At 61.3% G+C, this 22,084-nt stretch carries 22 protein-coding genes; 12 read left to right on the top strand and 10 right to left on the bottom strand.

Features of this window, described 5'->3' with window-relative positions; translation table 11 throughout:
• Positions 1-105: 105 nt before the first annotated feature.
• The 4 genes from FHT69_RS12735 to ligD all read left to right on the top strand — a co-directional run bounded on the left by FHT69_RS12735 (position 106) and on the right by ligD (position 5,050).
• Positions 106-900, top strand: a complete 795-nt coding sequence (locus tag FHT69_RS12735; protein WP_018448491.1) for an SDR family NAD(P)-dependent oxidoreductase — start codon at positions 106-108, stop codon at positions 898-900.
• A 95-nt stretch (positions 901-995) separates the two neighbouring features.
• Positions 996-3,152 (top strand): glycogen debranching protein GlgX, encoded by a 2,157-nt coding sequence (glgX, locus tag FHT69_RS12730; RefSeq protein ID WP_097543471.1) that lies wholly within the window; start codon positions 996-998, stop codon positions 3,150-3,152.
• A gap of 15 nt (positions 3,153-3,167) precedes the next feature.
• The gene (locus FHT69_RS12725) at positions 3,168-4,175 is read left to right on the top strand and encodes a DNA topoisomerase IB (RefSeq protein WP_063476015.1); all 1,008 of its coding nucleotides are present in this window, start codon (positions 3,168-3,170) and stop codon (positions 4,173-4,175) included.
• A complete protein-coding gene (gene ligD / locus FHT69_RS12720) occupies positions 4,172-5,050 on the top strand; it encodes a non-homologous end-joining DNA ligase (RefSeq protein ID WP_097622715.1) in 879 nt (292 codons plus the stop codon). The genes FHT69_RS12725 and ligD overlap by 4 nt, the downstream gene beginning before the upstream one ends.
• A 12-nt stretch (positions 5,051-5,062) precedes the next feature.
• On the opposite strand, the gene FHT69_RS12715 is transcribed toward ligD, so the two are convergent.
• The 3 genes from FHT69_RS12715 to FHT69_RS12705 form a co-directional block, all read right to left on the bottom strand.
• Entirely contained in the window at positions 5,063-5,794 is a 732-nt protein-coding gene (locus FHT69_RS12715) for a glutathione S-transferase family protein (protein ID WP_063476016.1), read from the bottom strand.
• Between the two features lie 6 nt (positions 5,795-5,800).
• On the bottom strand, positions 5,801-6,091 hold the full coding sequence (locus FHT69_RS12710) for a DUF3175 domain-containing protein (RefSeq protein WP_063476017.1): 291 nt from the start codon (positions 6,089-6,091) through the stop codon (positions 5,801-5,803).
• A 71-nt stretch (positions 6,092-6,162) separates the two neighbouring features.
• Positions 6,163-6,477, bottom strand: coding sequence for a hypothetical protein (locus tag FHT69_RS12705; RefSeq protein ID WP_047612885.1), 315 nt, complete (start codon positions 6,475-6,477; stop codon positions 6,163-6,165).
• A 179-nt stretch (positions 6,478-6,656) separates the two neighbouring features.
• Between FHT69_RS12705 and FHT69_RS12700 the strand changes: the two genes are divergently transcribed.
• On the top strand, positions 6,657-7,049 hold the full coding sequence (locus FHT69_RS12700) for a hypothetical protein (protein ID WP_063476018.1): 393 nt from the start codon (positions 6,657-6,659) through the stop codon (positions 7,047-7,049).
• A gap of 24 nt (positions 7,050-7,073) precedes the next feature.
• Here the strand turns inward: FHT69_RS12700 and FHT69_RS12695 are convergent, their stop codons facing one another.
• The 5 genes from FHT69_RS12695 to FHT69_RS12675 all read right to left on the bottom strand — a co-directional run bounded on the left by FHT69_RS12695 (position 7,074) and on the right by FHT69_RS12675 (position 11,549).
• The gene (locus FHT69_RS12695) at positions 7,074-9,791 is read right to left on the bottom strand and encodes a response regulator (RefSeq protein ID WP_063476019.1); all 2,718 of its coding nucleotides are present in this window, start codon (positions 9,789-9,791) and stop codon (positions 7,074-7,076) included.
• A gap of 216 nt (positions 9,792-10,007) precedes the next feature.
• On the bottom strand, positions 10,008-10,181 hold the full coding sequence (locus tag FHT69_RS12690; RefSeq protein WP_164735898.1) for a hypothetical protein: 174 nt from the start codon (positions 10,179-10,181) through the stop codon (positions 10,008-10,010).
• A gap of 9 nt (positions 10,182-10,190) precedes the next feature.
• Positions 10,191-10,373 (bottom strand): hypothetical protein, encoded by a 183-nt coding sequence (locus FHT69_RS12685; protein WP_047614894.1) that lies wholly within the window; start codon positions 10,371-10,373, stop codon positions 10,191-10,193.
• A 137-nt stretch (positions 10,374-10,510) separates the two neighbouring features.
• Positions 10,511-10,765: a DUF2934 domain-containing protein gene (locus FHT69_RS12680; RefSeq protein ID WP_047612891.1), complete on the bottom strand. Its 255-nt coding sequence runs from the start codon at positions 10,763-10,765 to the stop codon at positions 10,511-10,513.
• Between the two features lie 142 nt (positions 10,766-10,907).
• Positions 10,908-11,549 (bottom strand): UdgX family uracil-DNA binding protein, encoded by a 642-nt coding sequence (locus tag FHT69_RS12675; RefSeq protein ID WP_063476256.1) that lies wholly within the window; start codon positions 11,547-11,549, stop codon positions 10,908-10,910.
• Positions 11,550-11,760: 211 nt separating this feature from the next.
• Here FHT69_RS12675 and FHT69_RS12670 point away from each other — a divergent pair, with 211 nt between their 5' ends.
• Both FHT69_RS12670 and FHT69_RS12665 read left to right on the top strand, forming a co-directional pair.
• Positions 11,761-13,224, top strand: coding sequence for a phospholipase D-like domain-containing protein (locus tag FHT69_RS12670; protein ID WP_063476255.1), 1,464 nt, complete (start codon positions 11,761-11,763; stop codon positions 13,222-13,224).
• A gap of 186 nt (positions 13,225-13,410) precedes the next feature.
• A complete protein-coding gene (locus FHT69_RS12665) occupies positions 13,411-14,226 on the top strand; it encodes an endonuclease/exonuclease/phosphatase family protein (protein ID WP_047612893.1) in 816 nt (271 codons plus the stop codon).
• A gap of 54 nt (positions 14,227-14,280) precedes the next feature.
• Here the strand turns inward: FHT69_RS12665 and FHT69_RS12660 are convergent, their stop codons facing one another.
• Both FHT69_RS12660 and FHT69_RS12655 read right to left on the bottom strand, forming a co-directional pair.
• Entirely contained in the window at positions 14,281-14,856 is a 576-nt protein-coding gene (locus FHT69_RS12660; RefSeq protein WP_097622838.1) for a hypothetical protein, read from the bottom strand.
• Between the two features lie 289 nt (positions 14,857-15,145).
• Positions 15,146-16,771 (bottom strand): carboxylesterase/lipase family protein, encoded by a 1,626-nt coding sequence (locus FHT69_RS12655; protein WP_183905433.1) that lies wholly within the window; start codon positions 16,769-16,771, stop codon positions 15,146-15,148.
• Positions 16,772-17,026: 255 nt separating this feature from the next.
• On the opposite strand from FHT69_RS12655, the gene FHT69_RS12650 reads away from it, so the two are divergent.
• The 5 genes from FHT69_RS12650 (at position 17,027) to FHT69_RS12630 (ending at position 22,081) form a co-directional block, all read left to right on the top strand.
• Positions 17,027-17,749 carry a FadR/GntR family transcriptional regulator gene (locus tag FHT69_RS12650; RefSeq protein ID WP_047612905.1) on the top strand — a complete coding sequence of 241 codons (723 nt, stop codon included), beginning with the start codon at positions 17,027-17,029 and terminating at the stop codon, positions 17,747-17,749.
• Positions 17,746-18,918 (top strand): PLP-dependent transferase, encoded by a 1,173-nt coding sequence (locus FHT69_RS12645; RefSeq protein ID WP_097622717.1) that lies wholly within the window; start codon positions 17,746-17,748, stop codon positions 18,916-18,918. Before FHT69_RS12650 ends, FHT69_RS12645 begins: the two co-directional genes overlap by 4 nt.
• 35 nt (positions 18,919-18,953) lie before the next feature.
• The gene (locus tag FHT69_RS12640) at positions 18,954-20,213 is read left to right on the top strand and encodes an ABC transporter substrate-binding protein (RefSeq protein ID WP_097622718.1); all 1,260 of its coding nucleotides are present in this window, start codon (positions 18,954-18,956) and stop codon (positions 20,211-20,213) included.
• Between the two features lie 97 nt (positions 20,214-20,310).
• Complete coding sequence (locus FHT69_RS12635) at positions 20,311-21,246, top strand: carbohydrate ABC transporter permease (protein WP_047612914.1); 936 nt, start codon at positions 20,311-20,313, stop codon at positions 21,244-21,246.
• 4 nt (positions 21,247-21,250) lie between these two features.
• On the top strand, positions 21,251-22,081 hold the full coding sequence (locus FHT69_RS12630; RefSeq protein WP_097622839.1) for a carbohydrate ABC transporter permease: 831 nt from the start codon (positions 21,251-21,253) through the stop codon (positions 22,079-22,081).
• Positions 22,082-22,084 lie beyond the last annotated feature (3 nt).

Here is a 22,084-nt window from a genome sequence, read left to right as displayed (position 1 = left end):
ATCTCGCCCTTTCGTGCATTGCCCTTCGTCGATTTCCCCTAGATAAGACTTCTCCTATTCGTTTCATCACCTATGTCCTTGGTTTTTCGGGAGGCATTCGTCGCCATGGTCGAACTTGCGCAATCGCTCGCATCCATCAAGCTGCCGGACCTGTCCGGCAAAGCCGTGCTGATCACCGGCGCCTCGACCGGCATCGGCGCGGCACTCGCCCGTGCCTTCGCGGCTCAAGGAGCCAAGGTCGGCGTGCATTACAATGCCAGCCGCGAACCGGCGGAAAAACTTGCCGAGGAGATCCGTGCTGCCGGCGGCACCGTGCATCTGATCCAGGGCGACGTGTCGAGGGAGGGCGAGACCGAGCGTGTCGTCGAGGAGACGGCGAAGACCTTCGGTCATCTCGATGGGCTCATCAATAATGCCGGCGGCATGCTGGGGCGCAAGCCGACCTCGGAATATACCGACGCGCATTATGCCGCGGTCATGGACCTCAACGCCCGCTCGGTGCTGGCGGCAACGCGTGCAGCGCATCCCTGGCTGAAGAAGCAGGGAGGCTTCATCATCAACACCACCTCGATCGCCGCGCGCAACGGCGGCGGCAATGGTGCGATCCTCTATGCGGCGTCCAAAGGTTTCGTCTCGACGATCACCCGCGGCCATGCCAAGGAATTCGTCGCCGACAGGATCCGCGTCAATGCGGTGGCGCCGGGTGTCATCGCCACGCCCTTCCACGAACGTTATACCAATGACGAGCAGATGGAGCTGCAGCGCAAGTCGATCCCGATGGGCTTCGTCGGCACCTCCGAGGATTGCGTTGGAGCCTATCTCTTCCTCGCATCGCCGACGCTGTCTGGCTACATCACCGGACAGATTATCGAGGTCAACGGCGGACAGTTGATGCCTTAGTCTCCGCCTCCTCGAGAGATCTTCCCTTGCAAGCCAAGGGAACTTTCGAGCCGCCGTTACGTTTCCCGCATGGTCTTTTTATCGAGCGGGGCATTATGAGCTATTCATTTTCAGAACTCGACTTCCTCAAGCCGGAGCTCGGGGCGGAATATACGGGTTCGGGCACCCATTTCGCGGTATTCTCAGCGCATGCAGAACAGGTTGAGCTCTGCCTCTTTTCGCCGGACGGCAAGAAGGAGGTCGCGCGATTGCCGCTGCCCAAGCGTGAAGGCGATATCTGGTCGGGCTATATCGCCGGCGTCGGACCGGGAACCGTCTACGGTTATCGCGCCCATGGTCCATACGATCCGAAAGCTGGTCATCGCTTCAATCCTAACAAGCTCCTGCTCGACCCCTATGCGAAGCAGGTGACGGGCGAGTTGAAATGGGACGACGCGCTGTTTGGCTACCAGATCGGCAAGGACGATCTTTCCTTCGACGAACGTGATAGCGCCCCCTTCATGGTCAAGGGCGTGGTGCAGGATCCGGATTTCGACTGGGCGGGTGAAGAGGCGATCCGCCGTCCCTGGCCTGATACGATCATTTACGAGGCGCATGTGCGCGGCCTGACGATGACCCATCCGAAGGTGCCCGACAGGCTGCGCGGCACCTTTCTCGGCATGTGCAGCGATCCGATCATCGACCATCTCGTCAAGCTCGGCATCTCGGCGATCGAGCTCTTGCCGATCCAGTATTTCCTCGACGATCGTTATCTCCTGGAAAACAACCTGCGCAATTATTGGGGCTACCAGACGCTCGGCTTCTTCGCGCCGCAATCGCGCTACATGTCCGGCGACAAGATCACCGAGATCAAGACCATGGTGAAGAAGTTCCATGCCGCCGGCATCGAAGTCATCATGGACGTCGTCTACAATCACACTGCTGAAGGCAGCGAGAAAGGCCCGACGCTCTCCTTCCGCGGGCTCGATAATGCCAGCTATTATACCCTCTCACCCGACGATCCTCGCCACACCTTCGATACAACAGGGACCGGCAACACCCTGAATGCCGCCAATCCTATGGTGATGCGCATGGTGCTCGACAGTCTGCGCTATTGGGTCGGCGTCATGCATATCGACGGGTTCCGCTTCGACCTTGCCAGCACGCTCGGCCGCCAGGATATGGAATTCGACAGGCAGGGCCTGTTTTTCGGAGCCATCCGCCAGGATCCGATCCTCGCCGGTGTCAAGCTGATCGCGGAGCCCTGGGACGTGGGCGACGGCGGCTATCAGGTCGGCGGCTTCCCGCACCCCTTCCGTGAGTGGAACGACAAGTTTCGTGACGACGTGCGCCGCTTTTGGAAGGGCGACGGCGGCATGGTGTCGGAGATCTCGCAGCGCATCACCGGCTCGGCGGTACAGTTCAACCACTCGGATCGCGGTGCGACATCATCGATCAATCTGCTGTCAGCCCATGACGGCTTCACGCTGATGGATACTGTTTCCTTCAACGACAAGCACAATGACGCGAACGGCGAGGATAACAGGGACGGACATTCGGACAATCATTCGGACAATATGGGTGCCGAAGGAGTGACGGATAACGACGACATCAACAGCCTTCGGACGCGGCGGCGCCGCAACATGATGGCGACGCTGATGCTCTCCCAGGGCGTTCCGATGATCCTTGCCGGCGATGAGGTGGGCAACAGCCAGGGCGGCAATAACAACGCCTATTGCCAGGACAACGAGATCGGCTGGACGGATTGGGCGGGGCTCGACGACCCTTTCCTCGATTTCTGCCGGCAGGCCGTCGCCTTCCGCAAGGCCCATCCCGTCTTGCGGCAGGAGCGGTTCCTGACCGGCGAGACCGCCGAGGATGGCCGCATCGAGATCGCCTGGTACAAGCCGGACGGCAACTTCATGGACGATGGGGCTTGGAACGACGACGGATTGCAGGTGTTCGGGGTCTATGTCTCGAGGAGCGTGAATGCGCCAGACACCGAGACGATGGACGACCTCTTCCTCATCTTCAATGCCGGTGGCGATTGCGAGGTTCACCTGCCTGTCGTGAATGGGCTGAAACAGTGGTCGAGGGTTCTCGACACGGGCGCGGAGACGGACGCCTTCAAGGTGCACGAGCCGCAGAATCCGGTCATCGTCTATGCCCAGAGCGTGGCGGTCTTCGCGCCGAAGGGCCAGACCGAGCCGCCGAAGGATGCGACAAAAGCCGAGCGTCGGCGGTGGTTCCAGTTCGGCCGCAGGAGCAGGTAACAGGTCGCAGCGAAGATGAATGCCGAAGCCATCACCGAACTTGGTCTCGTCTATGTCAGCGATACCGAACCAGGCATCCGAAGACGCAGGAAAGGCAAGGGCTTCAGCTATGTGATGCCCGACGGCACGACGCTCGCTGACGAATTACAGCGGGCACGCATCGGTGCGCTCGGTCTGCCGCCGGCCTATGAGAATGTGTGGATCTGCCTCTATGATAACGGCCATCTGCAGGCGACTGGCATCGATGCGCGCGGGCGCAAGCAATACCGTTACCACAAGGAATGGCAATCCTTCCGCAGTGCGGGAAAATTCCATCAGCTGATCGAATTCGGCCGGGCGCTGCCGAAGATACGCCGCACCGTGCTGCGCCATCTCGACACCGGCGCGGAGGACGTCAACGGTGTGCTTGCGGCTTTGACGACCCTGCTCGACGAGGCGCATTTGCGCGTCGGCAACCAGGCCTATGTCAGGGAGAACGGCACCTATGGCGCAACGACGCTGCTGAAGCGCCACCTGAAGATCGTCGACGGGCGGATCGAATTGAAATTCCGCGCCAAGGGCGGCAAACGCGTCCAGCGCAGTCTCAAACATCCCAGGCTGCAGAAGATCCTGGAGGAAATAGCCGACCTGCCCGGGCGCCAGCTCTTCGTCTGGAAGGATGAAAGCGGGGCGCTGAAGCCGATCGATTCCGGCCGGTTGAACGCCTATCTCGCCGAGATATCGGGCATTCCCATCTCGGCGAAAACCTTTCGCACCTGGGCCGGCTCGCTGGCGGCTTTCGGCGCGGCGCGCGAGGCGATTACCGGAGGCGGCCGGCCGACGGTCAAGCAGATGTCGGAAGCCGCGGCCGAGGCACTGCACAACACGCCGGCGATCTCGCGTTCGAGTTATATCCATCCGGCGATCATCGCACTCGCCGGCAACGACCATCCTCTGGTCGAGAGCGGTAACGAGCCGCTGCGGGGCTTGCGGGCCGAGGAAAACAGGCTACTTGATTTCCTCACACGCGAGATCGAAGAATGAACCCCAGACATCCGCCAGCATCTGACGTCTCGCTGACCCATCCCGACCGGCTCTACTGGCCGGATGAGGGCGTGACGAAGCAGGCGCTCGCGGATTATTACGCGGCGGTCTGGCCGTTCATGGCGCCCTATGTCGTCAACCGGCCACTGGCGCTGCTGCGTTTGCCGGATGGGATAAAAAGCCACCAACGATTTTTCCAGAAACATGCCTGGAAAGGCATGAATCCGCATATCGAGGAGATCGCCGACCCGGAGGATCCGGACGGCGAAAAGCTGCTGCGCATCGGCGATTTCAACGGTCTCGTGGCGCTGGTGCAATCGGCCGTGCTCGAAATTCATCCCTGGGGCGTCACCACCGACAATTGGGAAAAACCCGACATGATCACCATGGACCTCGACCCCGGCGAGGACGTGGCCTGGAGCGCTGTCATCACAGCAGCGCTTGAATTGAAGACGCGGCTGGAGGCGCGTGGCCTAGCCGCCTTCGTCAAGACATCGGGTGGCAAGGGGCTGCATGTGGTGACGCCGCTTGCGCCGAAGGCCGGCTGGGCCGAGGTGAAGGATTTCGCCCATTCGCTTGCCGAAAGCATGTCGGCCGACGCGCCGGAGAAGTATCTGGCAACCGCGACGAAGGCGAAACGCGGCGGGCATATCTACATCGACTATCTCCGCAACGGCCGCGGCAATACGGCGGTCGCGGCCTATTCGACGCGAGCACGAGTAGGCGCGCCGGTTTCGATGCCGATCGATTGGCCGGATTTGAACGTGGTGAGAGGTCCGGCCGCTTTCACGCTCGGCAACGTACCGCAGCAACTGGAGACCCGGCCGAAGGATCCTTGGGAAAATTTCTTCGCTGCGGCCGTGCCGCTCGCCTAAACGGCTCTTGCCTCATCCCGCGCTGTCGAGCTCGGGATAGTGCCGAAAAATCCCTTCCTCGTTGAAGGCGAGGCGACGGGGAGAGGCGAGATAGCGGGCGATATTCGGACGCTTCGCCACCGCGTCGTGCAGCGCCAGCAGGCCGGGGTAATCAGTCTTGCGGCTCGCCATGGCTTTCGGGAAGGCATAGGAGAGGCCCTCGATCACCTGGAAGAGCGAGAGGTCGACATAGGTCAGCGTATCGCCGACCATATGGCCCGAGCCTTTTGGGTTCTGCCGCAGCACACGCTCGAAATAGCCGAGGAATTTCGGAATGCGCTCGCGGATGAAGGCGGCTGAGCGGGCTTTGGCTTCCGGCTTCTGGTCCTCGTAGTAGAGCGACGTGTCGATCGGGTGATGCGTATCGTGCACTTCGGCGACGAAATCGGTGACGGTTAGCTGCAGGCCGTTGACGACATGGCGAAGGCCTTCGTCCTCGGGCGCGAGGCCGAGCTTCGGGCCGAGGTAAAACAGGATGTTGGCGACATGCGGGATGATGAGGTCGCCATCCTTCAGGAAGGGCGGCGCGAAGGGAATATGCGCTTCGCTTTGGCTCTCCATGATCTCGAACATGGCGCCGGTCCCGCGCCCGCGGCCGGATTGGCGGGTGATGTCGATATAGTCGGCGCCGGCTTCCTCCAACGCCAACCGCACGAATTCCCCGCGGCCTTGAATGCCGTGCCAGTAATAAAGCTCGTATGCCATGACTGCTCAATCCTTCGGTTGGCGACCGAAGTCTTTTCGCAATTCGTCCTTGGCTTTTTCAAGGGTGCCGCGCCGCTTTTTCGTCAGGTGGTCGCCGGCACGGTTGATGTAGAAGGTCAGCATCGACATGGCCGCGCGGAAGGGGCTAGCCTTGCGGCGATCGCTCTTCTCGGCGGAGCGCTTGACGGAGCGGGCAATCTTCTTCGGATCGTCCGATTTGAACACGCCTTCCTTCAGGTCCATCGCATCGCTGTGTTCGGTGACGTCCTGCGACCATTTCTTCTGCGCTTTGGCCATAGCGAAAATCCTTTACCAGGTGCGGGTGCAGGATGCAGGCAGCGGCAAGCCACCGCTCATCCTGTCCCTCATTAGTGGGGGCTGTGATGTTCATTGCGCTTGCGTGTCGCAGCGGCCTTCTTCGCAGAAGCGGACCGCTCCTCCTTCGAGCGTGCGGCGGATGCCGCGCCGCCGATGCGGCCGCCCTTTTCGGAGGATTCATGCGTATCCTTCTTGCCGCGGCCGGAACCGGATTTGTTGCCGCCGCCGCTTTCCTTGTTGACGGTTGCCCAGGCGCGCCGTTCGGCCTCCTTATCGGAGACGCCGCGCTCCTCGTAGCTCTCCTCAATATGCTCGGCCTTGCGCTTCTGCTTGTCGGTATAGTCGGATTTATCACCTCTCGGCATCTCAACCTCCTCTGGTTTTGCCCTGCTGGTTTTCAAAGGAATTGAACCGGTACGGAGCCCAAAAGTTCCGGCGCCCGCCATGGTCTGCAACGGCCGGTTTCGGGAACAAAAGCCGATTTTATCAGGTTTCCGATGGGAAAAGCCTGGACACAGGCCCGCACAAAGAAGGAGCCGAGAACATGGAAAAACACATCGTCAAAGCCGATGGAAACGGCGCGATCGACGTGAACGGCCAGGTATCGCCGGTCACCTATACCGTCAGTCTCAAGCAAGGGAAGGGGCATTCGTACGAGGTCGACATCCGCTTGATGGCGCCGCGTGACTGGCTGGTGCAGCGAGGTTTCGAGCGGGATGCCGTGCTGGTCAGCCAGAGCGGCGCGCGCATTCCCATTTATCACGATGGCGCCAGCCGTCATGACGATGGTAATCGTCATGACAATGGCAATCATCACGGCAACGGCCGTCTCGACCTTGCCGACACGATCTCGATCGAACTGACGGCGCGCGACGACAGCTGCACCAGCGAGGTGGATCGGATGCGCAAATATCCCGAGTTCAACGGCACCGGGTAAATAATCAGCAAAGGGCGTCGTGGGCTAGCCGACGGGCCGCTGCTGGACGGCGGTCTTGACCGCCCGCTCGAGCGCGGTGCTGCTGAAAGGTTTCGCCAGCAGCACCGAGCCGGAGAAGCGGTTTGCAATCGGCAAGCTGCTGTTGCCGGTGGCAAAGACTAGGCCGACCGACGGAAAGGCCTCGCGCGCCCTGGCGGCGAAGACCAGGCCCGACATGCCGGGCAGGCCGATATCGGCGACGATGATGTCGACAATGGTGTGTCCGAGGATGTCCACGCCCCGTTCGCCACTATCGGCCTCGATGACCTCATAGCCGAGATCCTGCAGGATCTCGGCCGTGTCCATGCGGATGAAGGCGTCGTCTTCCACGAGCAACAACTTCAGCTTTTCAGCTGCGATCTCGGGATGTTTGGCAACAGGCACCGCGGCATCTGCCGCCCCCTGGCGGTGTTGCGGCCGGTTGGCAAGCACGTGGCGGATCTTGCGGGCGAGTTCCTCGCGCGTATAGGGCTTGGAGAGCAGTTCGAGACCGGGATCGAGCCTGCCGCCATGGACGATCGAATTTTCGGTGTAGCCCGATGTATAGAGCACGGCGATATCAGGCAGACGCTCGCGCGCCATACGCGCCAGCTCCGGGCTCCTCAATGGGCCGGGCATGACGACATCGGTAAAGAGCAGGTCGATATGGGCGCCGCTTTCGATAACGGTGAGCGCGCTTTGTGCATCCTTGGCCTTCAGCACGTGATAGCCGAGATCCGACAGCATTTCGATGACGGTGGCGCGAACGCCCTCGTCATCCTCGGCGACGAGGATGGTTTCCGTGCCTCCGGTTGCCGGCACGGCGTCGGTGGTGGTGACGCGATCTTCGCTCTGGAGCGAGCGGGGCAGGTAGAGCTTGAGGGTCGTGCCTTCGCCGATCTCGCTGTAGATCTTCACGTGGCCGCCGGATTGCTTGGCGAAGCCATAGACCATCGACAGGCCGAGACCGGTGCCTTTGCCTTCCGGTTTCGTCGAGAAGAAGGGCTCGAAGGCCTGCTGCATGATCTCTTGCGTCATGCCGGAGCCGGTATCGGTGACGGCGAGCACGACATATTGGCCGGCGGTGACTTCGGGATGGATGCGGCTGTAGGAATCGTCGAGGAAGGCGTTGCCGACCTCGATCGTCAGCTTACCGGCGCCGTCCATCGCGTCCCGGGAGTTGATCGCAAGGTTGAGCAATGCGTTCTCGATCTGGATCGGATCGGCGAAGGTGTTCCAGAGGCCGCCGGAGACCATGGTCTCGACTTCGATCTCTTCGCCGAGCGCGCGGCGCAACATGTCGTCCATGCCGGTGACGAGCCGGCCGATATTGACGACCTTCGGTTCCAGCGGTTGGCGGCGGCCGAAGGCGAGCAGCTGGCTTGCCAGCCGCGAGCCGCGTTCGACGGCGGCGAGCGCGTTGGAAATGCGTTCCTTGGCCCGGCCGTTCTCGGCCACGTCCTTGCCGAGAAGCTGCAGATTGCCGGAGATCACCTGCAGCAGATTGTTGAAGTCATGGGCAACGCCGCCGGTGAGCTTGCCGATCGATTCCATCTTCTGCGACTGCTGGAGTGCGGCTTCGGCCTGCTGGCGCTCGGCGATCTCGGCGGCGACGCGGACCTCGAGCATTTCATTGAGTTTGCGCAGCTGATCTTCCATGTCGCGGCGCTGGTCGATTTCGACTTTGGCGGCGCGGAAGAGCCGGATATTGTCGATCGCGACGGCTGATTGGCCGGCCAGGCTGACGAGGCTTGCCTCGGCCGCCTGGGAAAAACGGCCGGGCTGCCCGTGGCCGAAGAACAAGCCGCCGATGACGCTGCCGTCACGTGATTTCACCGGCACGGCGAGATAGCTCCTGACCGGCAGATGTCCCTTCGGCATGCCCGCATGCGGCGCATTCTGCCCGTAGCGCGGGTCGAGCAGGATGTCGTCGGAGCGCACGATGCCTTCGCCTTCGAAGGTCGGCGCGAAGACCTTGGTATTGCGCGGCATCGGGAATTTCTCGAAGTTCTTCCGGTCGACACCGGAGAGGGCATAGAGCATGTAGCTGCCGCCCTCGCCATCGTCGACATTGTAGAAGAAGGCGCCGAATTCCGCGCCGGTCAGCGTCACGCCGGCATCGACGACGATCTGGGTGAGGCGTTCGACACTGGGCTCGGCGGTAATCGCTGCACCCGCCTGGTTGACGACCGCAAGCGCCTCCGATTTGGCGCGCAGCTCTTCCAGCGCCATCTCTTCGCCGCGCTTGGCCGCCACCTGGTCGGTGACATCAAGCGCCGCACAGAGGATGCCGGCGACCGTGCCGTCATCGTCGCGCAGCGGCGTGTAGGAGAAGGTGAACCAGGTTTCCTCGGTGCGTCCGTCCCGGCGCATCGGGATGAGCAGCTCCTTGAAGAGCTGTGAACCGCCTTCCAGCGTGCTGGCGACGATCGGGGCGAACTGTTCCCAGATATCCGCCCAGACTTCGCGGAAGGGTCTCCCGAGTGCATCGGGATGCCGTTCCGGGAAAACCGGCACATAGGCGTCATTGTAGAGAAAGGCGAGGTCCGGACCCCAGGCGACGAATTTGGGCTGGCGGGAATTCAGCACCATTTCGGCGATATGTTTGAGAGAAGCAGGCCAGCTTTCGACCGAACCGAGACCGACGGCGTGGAAGGTTGGATGCCGCAACAATTCGCCGATTTCGCCGCCGCCTCTCGGCCAGCCGTTCCCGACGCTTCCCATTCAAAATCGTTTCCTTGTCATCCGCTGCGCCGGAGTGATTGGCCACCTCGGGGTTCAGCCTGCCAAACCCTCAACATAGAGGCTTGCGATAGGAGGGAAAGGGCGCGGTCGAAATATCCTTAACCCAGAGCTTCGTGCGTCCTTTCGGACGCGCAAAGGGCGATGCGCCAGGGCGTTCAACAGTGCAAGCGGTCTGCGGACATGGCCTGCAAGCGGTTATTTTCGGTAGAGTTTTTGCGATGCAGCGAAGGCGCGGCCGATATAGACGGAGACCAGTTGCACCGGCGCGCGCGGATCACGGAAAACCAGTCCGACGAGATTGTCGACGACGAGGATGAAACCCAGCGCGACACCGAGATAGAGCAGCGCGGCGATGACGAGGAGCGACATCTCCATCCCTCACACAATCGCGGTGAACGCGCGGCTGGTGGCCGCCAAAAGCCGAACGGAAAGGATTTCGATATGGCCGTTATTCATGGCGACTTCCCCGGTTTCGCCATAAACAGCCATTCTATGTTGTTGTTCCCGATTATCGGGGCCAGCGCTCAATTTTCTTGAAAGCCTCAAAGCTTGCAGCGTCATCCGGCCTCTGTTCACCCCCGCGTGGAAGCCACCTCTAAAATTCGATAAAGCACAACTAATTCAGGCATATGACAAAAGGGGTCCAAGGGCGTCGTGACGACGCCCTCTTCTAATCGACATGTTCGGTATTCCAGTGGTCAGGACGCCGTCTTGCGGCTCGCAGTCCGTTTTGGTGCCGGTGTCACGACGCCGTTCGTCTTGCTGCCCGCCACCGTGCGCTTCGCCTTGGGCTTGACTTCCTTGCCGTCGGAAGACGCCGCAGAACCCTCGAGCGCTTCGCGCTCGTAGCGTGCCTGTTCCCAATGGATGGAATCTCGCCCTGTCGGATAACCCTCTTCTTCCCAGAGGGCGTATGCACGTTTTTTGATCCACTCGTCTCGAGTTTCTGCCATCGCTGATCTCCAGTCACATGATGCCGTCGTTCGAACGCGATACTGCTGAGATGGTTCCAGAGGAGAGGAACTCTTTCAAGCGAAATCGCTCTGCACGCTGGAATATTTCGCGTTGCAGCATATTAGGGTTGAGAATCGGCCTTCACGAGGACTGAAACTCCACCGCCTTGTGCAGATCTGACACGAAATCCAGGTGCTGCCGGCGCTGGTCCGCCTCGTCGCGGATGCGCAACAGATAGGAAGGGTGGATGGTGACCAGAACGGGCGGACCATTTGTCGGCTGCAGAATATGGCCGCGCTGCGGTGTCAGCTTCACCTTCGGCCCGAGCAGCGCATAAAGCGCGCTTGCGCCGAGCGTCACGACGAGCTTCGGCTGCAGGATGTTGATCTCTGCGCCGAGCCACCATGCGCAACGCCTGATCTCGCCGGCATTCGGTTTTGCATGCAGCCGCCGCTTGCCGCGCGGCGTGAACTTGAAGTGCTTGACGGCATTGGTGACATAGCAGCGCCGGCGGTCGAGACCGGCCTCATCAAGACAGCGATCGAGCAGCCGGCCGGCGGGACCGACAAAGGGCCTGCCGGTCAGATCCTCCTGATCGCCCGGCTGCTCGCCGACCAGGGCGATCTCGGCTTTGCCGGGGCCTTCGCCGAAGACGATTTGCGTGGCATTCCTGTAGAGATCACAACGGGTGCAGCCTTCGGCCTGATGCCGGAGTTCGGCAATGCCTGTCGCCTCCGCGACTTCGAGTGTCAGGGCGGGACCGACGTTTGCAACTATGTTCATGATGGCGATCCTCATCTCGACGAGATCAATCGATCTGTGCCGGGATTGTTCCCGTTCGGGAATTGGGAGCGGGCTTTCCAAATCTGCTGACCCATTCCGGGACTTTCGCGATCGGTTCCCGGCCGGCAAACGATCACGGCGAAAAATTTCGCGTCATGGGAGAGCCGCCCTGCGATTGAACGTCGCCGTTTCGCGGCTATATTTGCCAGCGATGTTCTATCTCTTGTCGACCTACTGGCCGCATATCCTCTTTGTCGTTTCGATCGCCATGGGGGCCGCGGCGGCGATCCATGCCGCCATGACCAAGGAGGAAGTGCGCGCCGCGATCGGTTGGGTCGGCGTCATCATCCTGTCTCCGATCATCGGTGCGCTGCTCTACGCGATTGCCGGCATCAACCGCATCCGCCGCAAATCGCTGAGCATCCGCCGCGACGCGCTGCTTCTTGCGGCCGAATTCGATGAGCTGGAGACATTCGATGCCGAGGCCGAGACGGTGATCAGCCAGTTCGGGCGCCGCTTCGCGGCGCTTCAGAGGCTCGGCGACCGGGTGACGCGCAATCCGCTGACCTCCGGCAATACGATCGACATGCTGGAGACCGGTGACGAGGCCTATGCGGCGATGAAGACCAGCATCGACGAGGCGACGCGCAGCATCCTGCTCGAAACCTATATCTTCGACCGCGACGTGATCGGCCTTCGGATCGCCGACGCGCTGATTGCAGCGGTCAGTCGCGGCGTGGAGGTCCGGGTGCTGATCGACGCGGTCGGTGCGCGGTATTCGGTGCCGAGCATTCTCGGCCATCTCCGCGAGGGCGGCGTCACCGTCGCCGTCTTCAACGGCAACGTCATCATGGGTTTGCGGCTGCCCTATGCCAATCTGCGCACCCACCGTAAGATCCTCATCGTCGACGGGAAAATTGCGCTGACAGGCGGGATGAACATCCGGGCGGGTTTCAGCGAGGAGGCGACGGGAGAGAGCTTCGCCCACGATACGCATTTCAGCGTCACCGGCCCTGTTGTCGCCGACCTTTTCGACCTCGCCGCCGAAGACTGGCGCTTCTCGACTCAGGAGCTGTTGAACGACGAACCCTGGCGCATCGAACCGCCAGAGCGCAGTCCCGGCGATCCCATCCTGATGCGTGTCGTCGCCTCCGGCCCGGACCGCAGCGTCGAGACCAACCACAAGATGCTGACCGGCGCATTTTCCGTGGCGCGCCAGTCGATCCGCATCATGTCGCCCTATTTCCTGCCGGACCGCGAACTCATCAGCGCGCTGGTGACGGCGGCGCGGCGCGGGGTCGAAGTCGATATCATCGTGCCTGCGGTCAACAATCTCGTGCTGGTCGATCGGGCGATGACGGCGCAATTCGATCAGATCCTCAAGAATTATTGCCGAATCTGGCGCTCGACCGGCAGCTTCAGCCATTCGAAGCTGCTGACGATCGACGGCACCTGGGCCTATGTCGGCTCTTCCAATCTCGACCCGCGCTCGCTGCGGCTGAATTTCGAGGTCGATCTTGAAGTGCTGAACGAAGGTTTCGCTGCCGAGATCGACGAGCATATCGAGGAAACCTTGAAATCGGCGACGCTGGTGACGCTTGAGGGGCTGCAGGCGCGGCCCTTTGCGGTGCGGCTGCTCGAAAAGGTGCTATGGCTGGGTTCGCCCTATCTCTAATGCATGTCGCTCAAAACTGTGCGGCGGTTTTGGGAGGACGGCATGCATAAAATCAAAATCTGGCGCGTCGCATGAATTATCGTCGACGCAACGCGCTTTTTTGTCATCGGACATGGCAAGTTCCGCTCGGCCGCCTATACTGCGGAGTGAGTAGCCTTTTGATCAACGGAACAAGTGCGCCTGCCGATGCACGCCAGAAAAGATAGCCTTCCCGCCAGCATTCTCGCCTCGATCAGGAGCAGGAAAAAGCGGCTCGACGCAGCCCAAACGGAGGCAAGGCCGCGCAGTGCGGGAACGCTGATCGCCTCCTACAACGTGCATAAATGCGTCGGGACCGACCGGCGCTTCGATCCGGAGCGCACCAGCCGGGTGATCCATGAAATCGGCGCCGACGTGATCGCCCTGCAGGAGGCCGATACGCGCTTCGGCGAGCGCACCGGCCTTCTCGATCTCGGCCGGCTGGAGCGGGAGACGGGACTGATCCCGGTGCCGGTTGCCGGCATGGCCAAGGCGCATGGCTGGCACGGCAACGTCGTGCTCTTCAAGAAGGGGTTGGTGCACGACGTGCACCAGGTCAAACTGCCGGGGCTGGAGCCGCGCGGCGCCCTCGTCGCCGAAATCGAGCTGGAGCAGGGCGGGGTGCTGCGCATCATCGCCGCGCATTTCGGCCTGCTGCGTCATAACAGAGCCCAGCAGGCCCGCACACTGGTCGAGCTTATCAATGACAGGCACGAAATGCCGACCATCCTGCTCGGCGACCTCAACGAATGGCGACTGGGCGACCGCTCCTCGCTCAACACCTTTCAATCCGCCTTCGGAGAGCTGCCGCCGGCCGTGCCGAGCTTTCCCGCCGGTCTGCCGCTTCTGGCGCTCGACCGCATCATCGCCAACCGCAAGGGGATTATTTCAGAGGTGGAAGCGCATGATACGCCGCTGGCGCGCATCGCCTCCGACCACCTGCCGATCAAGGCGCTGATCGATCTGGAGCCGGTGGGCGGTTAAGAACTCCATCGACTGAGACGTCATCGGAGCGGCTCGATGGATCGCCGAGTGCTCTCACTTCGGGCGGAACAGCCGCGTGAGACGGCGAAACCGCTGAGCCCACAATTGCGGATCGATCTTTTCCGATGAGGATGGTGCGGTCAATCGCTCAATGCGAGGCAAGAGAAACGCAGCCCAATCGTCAAGATCGCTTTTGCTGAAATAAGGCAGCCATACGTCGGAGGGGGCCTCCCATTGTCGTGGATTTGCTCGAGCCAGATCGCCGAGCTTGACCAATATCATTTGGCCGTTGCCTCCGACGACTTCGATCTCCGGGTCGGGATCGGGCCTGGGAAGACGCGCGATGATGCTTTCTTCCAGAGCTTTTCCAATTCTTCGATCCGCCTCGTCGAGGCGACCAAGTATTCTTGTGTCACCGGCTGGGCCGGAGCCCTCTGTCATGTTGATCGTAAATTTGGCGCCCATAATGCTGTTCGAATATTGGGATACCTGCAGCCAGCAAACCCTTCCGTCCCGGGCAAAGCTGCACCTGCCCGCGTTCTGGGATTCCCAGCCGAACTCCCGAAATCTCGGAGCCAGCAGCGAGCGCATATGTCGGTGAAAATCTCTGCTTTTCAGGTAGTCGCGCATGCCTTTGTCCCAGGGGTATGCCTCGCGCTGGAGCATCTCACGGCATGCTCGAAGGCACAACGGACGCTTGTGTCGTCGCAAGCGTCTGTCAGCACGCGTATCTGAAAATATTCAGAACCGAAAGGGATGGCGTCTGCGATTTTCGATCGGCCGCGGCTGGGAGGTCGCTGGGTCAGGTCCCGGATCGGCGGCCTGAAGACGGCTGATGTTGGCGAAGGCGCATTTGTTGCGAGCTGGCGCCGGCCGGTCGATGTCAGCCGGCGCCGTATGTCCTGTCGTGCAATTGGCGCTAGAGAGCGCCCGCCGCCTGCAGCAGCTTGCGATCGAGATCGACTGCCACGCGGGACTCGTTGTCGAGAACCATGGTCGCCGGCTTGTCGGTTGTGTAGGCCGGCCAGTCGGGCAGACCATCGGCGCTCGGCTTGCCGTTGCGGGCGAAATTCACCCAGGCCTGGCTCACCTTCCTGGACAGCGCGAGGGCGTCGCTGCCACCGCCGGTCGACGTCTTGACCAGGGCGGCGTTGGCAAACACGTAGGGCAGTTCCGCACAATGCCAGGCCATGGCAATCCCATCGAGGACTGGTGACTCGTAGGCGAACATGTAGGAGTAGACCGGAGCCCCGTTCTGCTTCGCCTTCAGGTCGAGATCACGGATGGCGCCCGGCCGGAAGCGCAGATCCAGGAAATAGGCGTCGGCGATCCTCTTTTCGGGGTAGGCGGCCATGAATGCCTTGCCGACCGCCTCGGCCTTATCGGCGAAGCGCTCCTTCAGCTTGGCCTCAGACTTCGCACCGTCCCAGCCGTTCTTATTGTCGGCAAGCAGCTCGCCCGCCTTGTGAGTGATGACCGTCTCGAATTCATTGAGGGTGTTGCCGACCATCAGCGGAATGTCCTTGGCCTGATCGACCCACTCTGTTCCGACAGGATTCGCTGGAATGTAGTCGCCGTCCCGAACGGGCGCATAGCGGGCGTCCTTCGCGCCCTGGGCGGTCGCGTCCTTGATGGCCTTGTCGGCTGCGGCAAGGAGATCGTAGTAGTCGACGTCGGCAAGCTTGTCGATTTCCTCAGCCTTCAGACCGAGGTTGGCGAGCGTCAGTTCGGCCACCTTCCGCGAGGACGCCTGATCGACGACCGAATCGGTCCGCGAGCCGCTCTGGACGATCGCCTTCTGAAAGAGGCCCTTCGCCGAAGGCGTCCCCATCAGGGCGCGCACCTTGTAGCCGCCGCCGGACTGGCCGAAAATCGTCACATTGCCGGGATCGCCGCCAAAGGCTTCGGCGTTGTCGTGGACCCATTTCAGCGCAGCGACGAGATCGGTGATGCTGGCATTGCCCGACCGTTTGTACTTCTCGCCATAGGCGGAAAGATCGAGGAAGCCGAGCGCGTTGAGCCGGTGGTTGAGGGTGACGACGACAACATCGCCGTCCTTGCTCAGATTGTGGCCGTCATACGAGGTCAGCTCGATACCGGAGCCGTTGGTGAATCCGCCTCCATGAATCCAGACCATGACCGGCCGCTTTTTGCCGTCCTTGATCGCTGGCGTCCAGATGTTCAGGAACTGGCAGGATTCGCTCATCGGCAGATAGCGGTGCGGATTGAAGAGTTCGTCGCCCGCCACTTCCTTCATTCGGGGGATGAAGCAGTTCTCGCCGTAGGTGACAGCCGGACGGATGCCTTTCCAGGGCGCCACCTCTTCGGCCGGCATGAAGCGGTCGGCACGTGCATAGGGGACGCCGAGATAACTGTAGATTCCATCATCGAGTGCGCCGACGAGATTGCCCTTGTTGGTTTCGACGACCGTCTTGCTCTGCGAGGCAACAAACTCTTCGGCGAGAGCCGGCGCGCCGACAATGGGAGCTGTCATCGCCGACAGAGCAAACAGCACAGCATAACGAGGTAACAATATGCTTTTCATCAACTTTTCCTCTTGTCGTTGATTTCGATTTTTCAAAAGCCCGACGGCCGCCGTCCCCGGCCGTCGGTGACTAACTAGGTCAGAGCGGACGATTGTCAGGGCCATGTCAGATGGTTGTTGAAGAGGGATCACACGGGAGAGTTGGACAGTTCTTCTTTGCCGAAAATCACTGCTTGACGTCTTTCGCTCTTTGAGAAATGCTAAGATGTCAGACCAATTTCACGCGCTGACTGCCTGATAAGAAAATGGGGAACCATGAAGGCAAATCGTAGCGACAGGCCGGTGATCCGGCCGCTTCCGGTCATGGACCGCGCGCGTCAGGTGACTGATGCGCTGGCGGATTATGTCGAGGAGGCACGGTTGCAGGCGGGTGACCGTCTGCCGGCCGAGCGGGAGCTGATGGCAGCCCTTGCCGTCGGCCGTTCGACCATTCGCGAGGCGATCCGCCATTTCCAGGCGCTCGGCGTCATCGAGACGCGCAAGGGCAGCGGCACCTATCTGTTGAAGCCGGTTTCCCGGGCGACGATCCATATGCCGCTGTCGTTCGACGCGGTGCATCTGCGCGACGCGCTGCTGCAGACGCTGGAGGTCCGCCGCGGCATCGAATGCGAGGCGGGCATGGTCGCGGCGCGGCGGCGCACAGCAAGGGATCTCGTCGTTATCGAGGAAAAGCTCGATGAAATGGAGCGGGTGCATTTGGAGAAAGGCACCTCCGGGCCGGAGGATCTGGCCTTCCACCTCGCCGTTTACGACGCCACCCACAATCCGCTGTTTCGCCAGCTGCTCGAGCAGATGCGCGAGACCTTCGAGCGCTTCTGGGAACATCCGTTCGACCGGCAGGATTTTGCCCGCCGGTCCTTTCCCTTTCACCGCACGCTTTTCAACGCGATCGCTGCCGGGGATCCCGAGGCGGCGCGTCTGGAAACATTGAAAATTCTCGACATCGTCGAAGAAGACATCAAGGAAATGTCCAAATGAGCAACGGCGCAGAACCGTTCGACCTTGCCTCCCTCATTACGGCGCACGACGAAGGCAATTTCGCCGAAGCCGTCGTGCCGCCGATTTTCCAGACCTCGCTTTTCACCTTTGCCGATTATGACGAGATGATCGCCTCCTATCGCGGCGAGAAGGTGCGGCCGATCTATACGCGCGGGCTGAATCCGACGGTGCGCGCTTTCGAGGAAATGCTGGCCAAGCTCGAAGGAGCGGAAGATGCGCTGGGTTTTGCCAGCGGCATGGCGGCGATCTCGTCGGCGGTGCTGAGCTTCGTCGAGCCGGGCGACCGCATCGTCGCCGTCAAGCATGTCTATCCCGATGCCTTCCGTCTGTTCGGCACCATCCTGAAGCGGATGAAGATCGAGGTGACCTATGTCGACGGCCGCGACGAGGAAGCCGTCGCCAGGGCGCTGCCCGGCGCCAAGGTCCTGTATCTGGAAAGCCCGACGAGTTGGGTGATGGAGGCGCATGATGTCGGCGCGCTTGCCGCGCTCGCCAGGCAACACGGCGTCGTCTCGATGATCGATAACAGCTGGGCGAGCCCGTTCTTCCAGCGGCCGCTGACGCTCGGCGTCGATCTGGTCATCCATTCGGCTTCCAAATATCTCGGCGGCCACAGCGATGTGGTGGCGGGCGTCATCGCCGGCTCGAAGGCGATGATTGCGCGCGTCAAGGCCGAGGCCTATCCTTATCTCGGCGGCAAGCTTTCGCCGTTCGACGCCTGGCTATTGATCCGCGGCCTGCGCACGCTGCCGCTGCGCATGAAGGCCCACGAGGCATCGGCGCTTGAAATCGCCAGGCGCCTGCAGAAGCTCGATGTGGTGGAGACGGTCTGCCATCCCGGGCTCGCCAACCGTCTGCCCGCCGGCCTCAACGGCACCTCGGGCCTGTTTTCGTTCATCTTCCGCGAAGGCGTCGATATCCGCGCCTTCGCCGATCACCTCAAGCTCTTCAAACTGGGTGTGAGCTGGGGTGGACATGAAAGCCTGATCGTACCGGGCGAGGTGGTGCTTCAGCAGAAGGCACAGCCGAATTCCGCACATGCCTTCGGCATCCATGCGCGATCCGTACGCCTCCATGTCGGCCTCGAAGGAACCGAGGCTCTGTGGAGGGACATCGAGGAGGCGCTCGCCGCCGCCTCATTATCCTGAAACCTGAGAGAAACCTAACAAGGGGGAACTGAGCCATGAAAAAAGTAATAATCTCAACGCTCTTTGCTTCGATGATGGCGGGCACGGCCTTTGCCGATACGACGCTGAAGCTTGTCGAAGTCATCACCAGCCCGGAGCGCACCGAAACGCTGAAATCGATCGTCGGCAAGTTCGAAGCCGCCAATCCCGGCACGAAGGTCGACATCATCTCGCTGCCCTGGAACGAAGCGTTCCAGAAGTTCGCGACCATGGTATCGGCCGGCGACGTGCCCGATGTGATGGAGATGCCCGATACCTGGCTGTCGCTCTATGCCAATAACGGCATGCTCGAGAGCCTGGAGCCTTACCTCGAAAAGTGGGAGCACACCAAGGAACTGACGCCGCGCGCGCTCGAACTCGGCCGCGACGTCAAGAACACCGCCTATATGCTGCCCTACGGCTTCTATCTCAGGGCGATGTTCTACAACAAGAAGCTGCTTTCGGAAGCCGGTGTGGCCGCGCCGCCGAAGACGCTGGAAGAGTTCACCGCCGCTTCGGAAAAGGTCTCCAAACTCTCCGGCAAATACGGCTACTGCATGCGCGGCGGACCGGGCGGTCTCAACGGCTGGATGATCTTCGCCGCCACCATGGCTGGTTCGAACAAGTACTTCAACGACGACGGCACCTCGACGATGAACAGCCCCGGCTGGGCAAAGGGCATCGAATGGATGGTCGATCTCTACAAGAAGGGCTATGCGCCGAAGGATAGCGTCAACTGGGGCTTCAACGAAGTCGTCGCCGGTTTCTATTCCGGCACCTGCGCGTTCCTCGATCAGGATCCGGATGCGCTGATCGCCATTGCCGAACGCATGAAAAAAGAAGATTTCGGCGTCATGCCGCTGCCGAAGGGTCCCGACGGCAAGTCCTTCCCGACGATCGGCTATGGCGGCTGGTCGATGTTTTCGACCAGCGGCAACAAGGATCTCTCCTGGAAGCTGATCGCCACCCTCGAAGGGCCGGAAGGCAATATCGAGTGGAACAAGCGCATCGGCGCCCTGCCGGCCTATACGGCGGCCGAGAAGGATCCCTTCTATGCCGGTGACCAGTTCAAGGGCTGGTTCGAGGAACTGGCGGACCCGAACACGGTACCCACAGTCATGCCGACCTACCTCGAGGAATTCGCCTTCTTCAAGGATTCGCTGGCGATCAAGACCTCGCAGCAGGCCTTGCTCGGCGATATCTCCGCGAAGGATCTGGCCGATCAGTGGGCGGACTACCTCACCAAGGCGCAGCAGAAGTTCCTCGCTAAGAAGTAAGCGACGGACCGACGGCGGCGGCTGCAGAACAGACCGTCGCCGCTTCTTTTTATGACGCAGACGGCGCATGAACGCCGCGAACGGGAACCCTTGGCTGATGACCATTTCCGCCGATACGCTCGACATGCGTCGCGACCGCAGGCCATGGCTGCGTCGCGTTGCCGATGCTTCGGAGCCCTATCTCTACAGCGCGCCGTCGCTGATCCTGATTATCGCGGTGATGCTGGTGCCGCTGACGGTCGGCATTTCCTATGCCTTCCGCGATATCCAGCTGCTCAATCCGTTTTCCGGTGGCTTCGTCGGGCTCGATCATTTCCGTGAGCTTGCCGGGGATGCCGCCTTCTACGGGGCGTTGCGGAATACGCTCTGGTGGACCGGCGCCTCCGTCGTCCTGCAGTTCGTCTTCGGGCTGATCCTGGCGCTGCTGCTCGACAAGCCGTTTAAGGGCAGGGCAATTGCGCAGGCGTTGGTTTTCCTGCCCTGGGCCGTGCCGTCCTTCCTCGCCGGCCTCAACTGGGCCTGGCTGTTCAATCCGGTCATCGGGCCGATCCCGCACTGGCTCTTCGCCCTTGGGCTGATGCATGAGCCGGGCAATATCCTCTCCGATCCCAATTATGCGATGTGGGGGCCGATCGCCGCCAACGTCTGGTGGGGCATTCCCTTCTTCGCCATCACGCTGCTTGCCGCCCTGCAGGCGATCCCGCGCGATCTCTATGAGGCGGCGTCGATCGACGGCGCCGGCTGGTTCCAGCGCTTCCGCTCGATCACCCTGCCGTTTCTGGCGCCGACGATCGCCATCACCGTGCTGCTGCGCACCGTCTGGATTTCCAATTTCGCCGATCTCATCGTCGTCATGACCAATGGCGGGCCGGCGGATCGCACACAGATCGTCGCCAGCTACATCTTCACCACGGCCTTCCGGCGGCTCGATTTCGGTTATGCCTCGGCGATCGCGCTGGTGCTGCTCGTGCTGCTGCTTGCCTATTCGATGCTGATCATCCTGCTTCGGCAGACGCTGCTGAACAAGGATTGAGATGATGAGACAATCCGTCATTCCGACCATCGCACACCGCCTGGCGATCCTCTGCTACATCGCCTTCGCGCTCTTTCCATTGTTCTGGCTGCTCAAGGTTTCGGTGACGCCGAACGACCTGCTCTATACCGAAGGTGTGCGCATGTGGCCGTCGCGCACGACATGGGATCACTATGCCTTCGTGCTGGAGCACAGCGCCTTTCCGACCTTCTTCAAGAACAGCCTGATCGTCTCGACCGCGACGGCGGTGACCGTGACGATCTGCGCCTCGCTGTCCGGCTACGCGCTGTCGCGCTTCAATTTCCGGGCAAAATACTGGATCGTCGCCCTGATGCTGCTGACCCAGATGTTCCCGCTGGTCATGCTGGTGGCGCCGATCTTCAAGATCCTGTCGCCCTTGCATCTGACCAACAGTCTGACCGGGCTCGTCATCGTCTACACTGCCTTCAACGTGCCTTTCGCCACCTTCCTGATGCAGTCCTTCTTCGACGGCATTCCGAGAGATCTCGAAGAGGCGGCGATGATCGACGGGGCGACGCAGTTCACGGCGTTTCGTCAGATCATCCTGCCGCTGACGCTGCCGGGCATCGCCGCCACGCTCGGCTTCGTCTTCACCGCCGCCTGGAGCGAACTGCTCTTCGCGCTGATGCTGATCAACGGCAATGACGCGGCGACCTTCCCCGTCGGCCTGCTCACCTTCGTTTCGAAATTCTCGGTGGATTTCGGGCAGATGATGGCGGCGGGCATCATGGCGCTCATTCCGGCCGGCCTCTTCTTCCTGCTCATCCAGCGCTATCTCGTCCAGGGCCTGACGGCCGGCGCGGTCAAGGGTTAAACA

It is taken from the genome of Rhizobium sp. BK008, assembly GCF_014197345.1.
GTDB classification, from domain to species: Bacteria; Pseudomonadota; Alphaproteobacteria; order Rhizobiales; family Rhizobiaceae; genus Rhizobium; species Rhizobium anhuiense.
The sequence above is the reverse complement of the archived record's forward strand: the minus strand, read 5'-3'. Positions and strand labels throughout refer to the sequence as shown.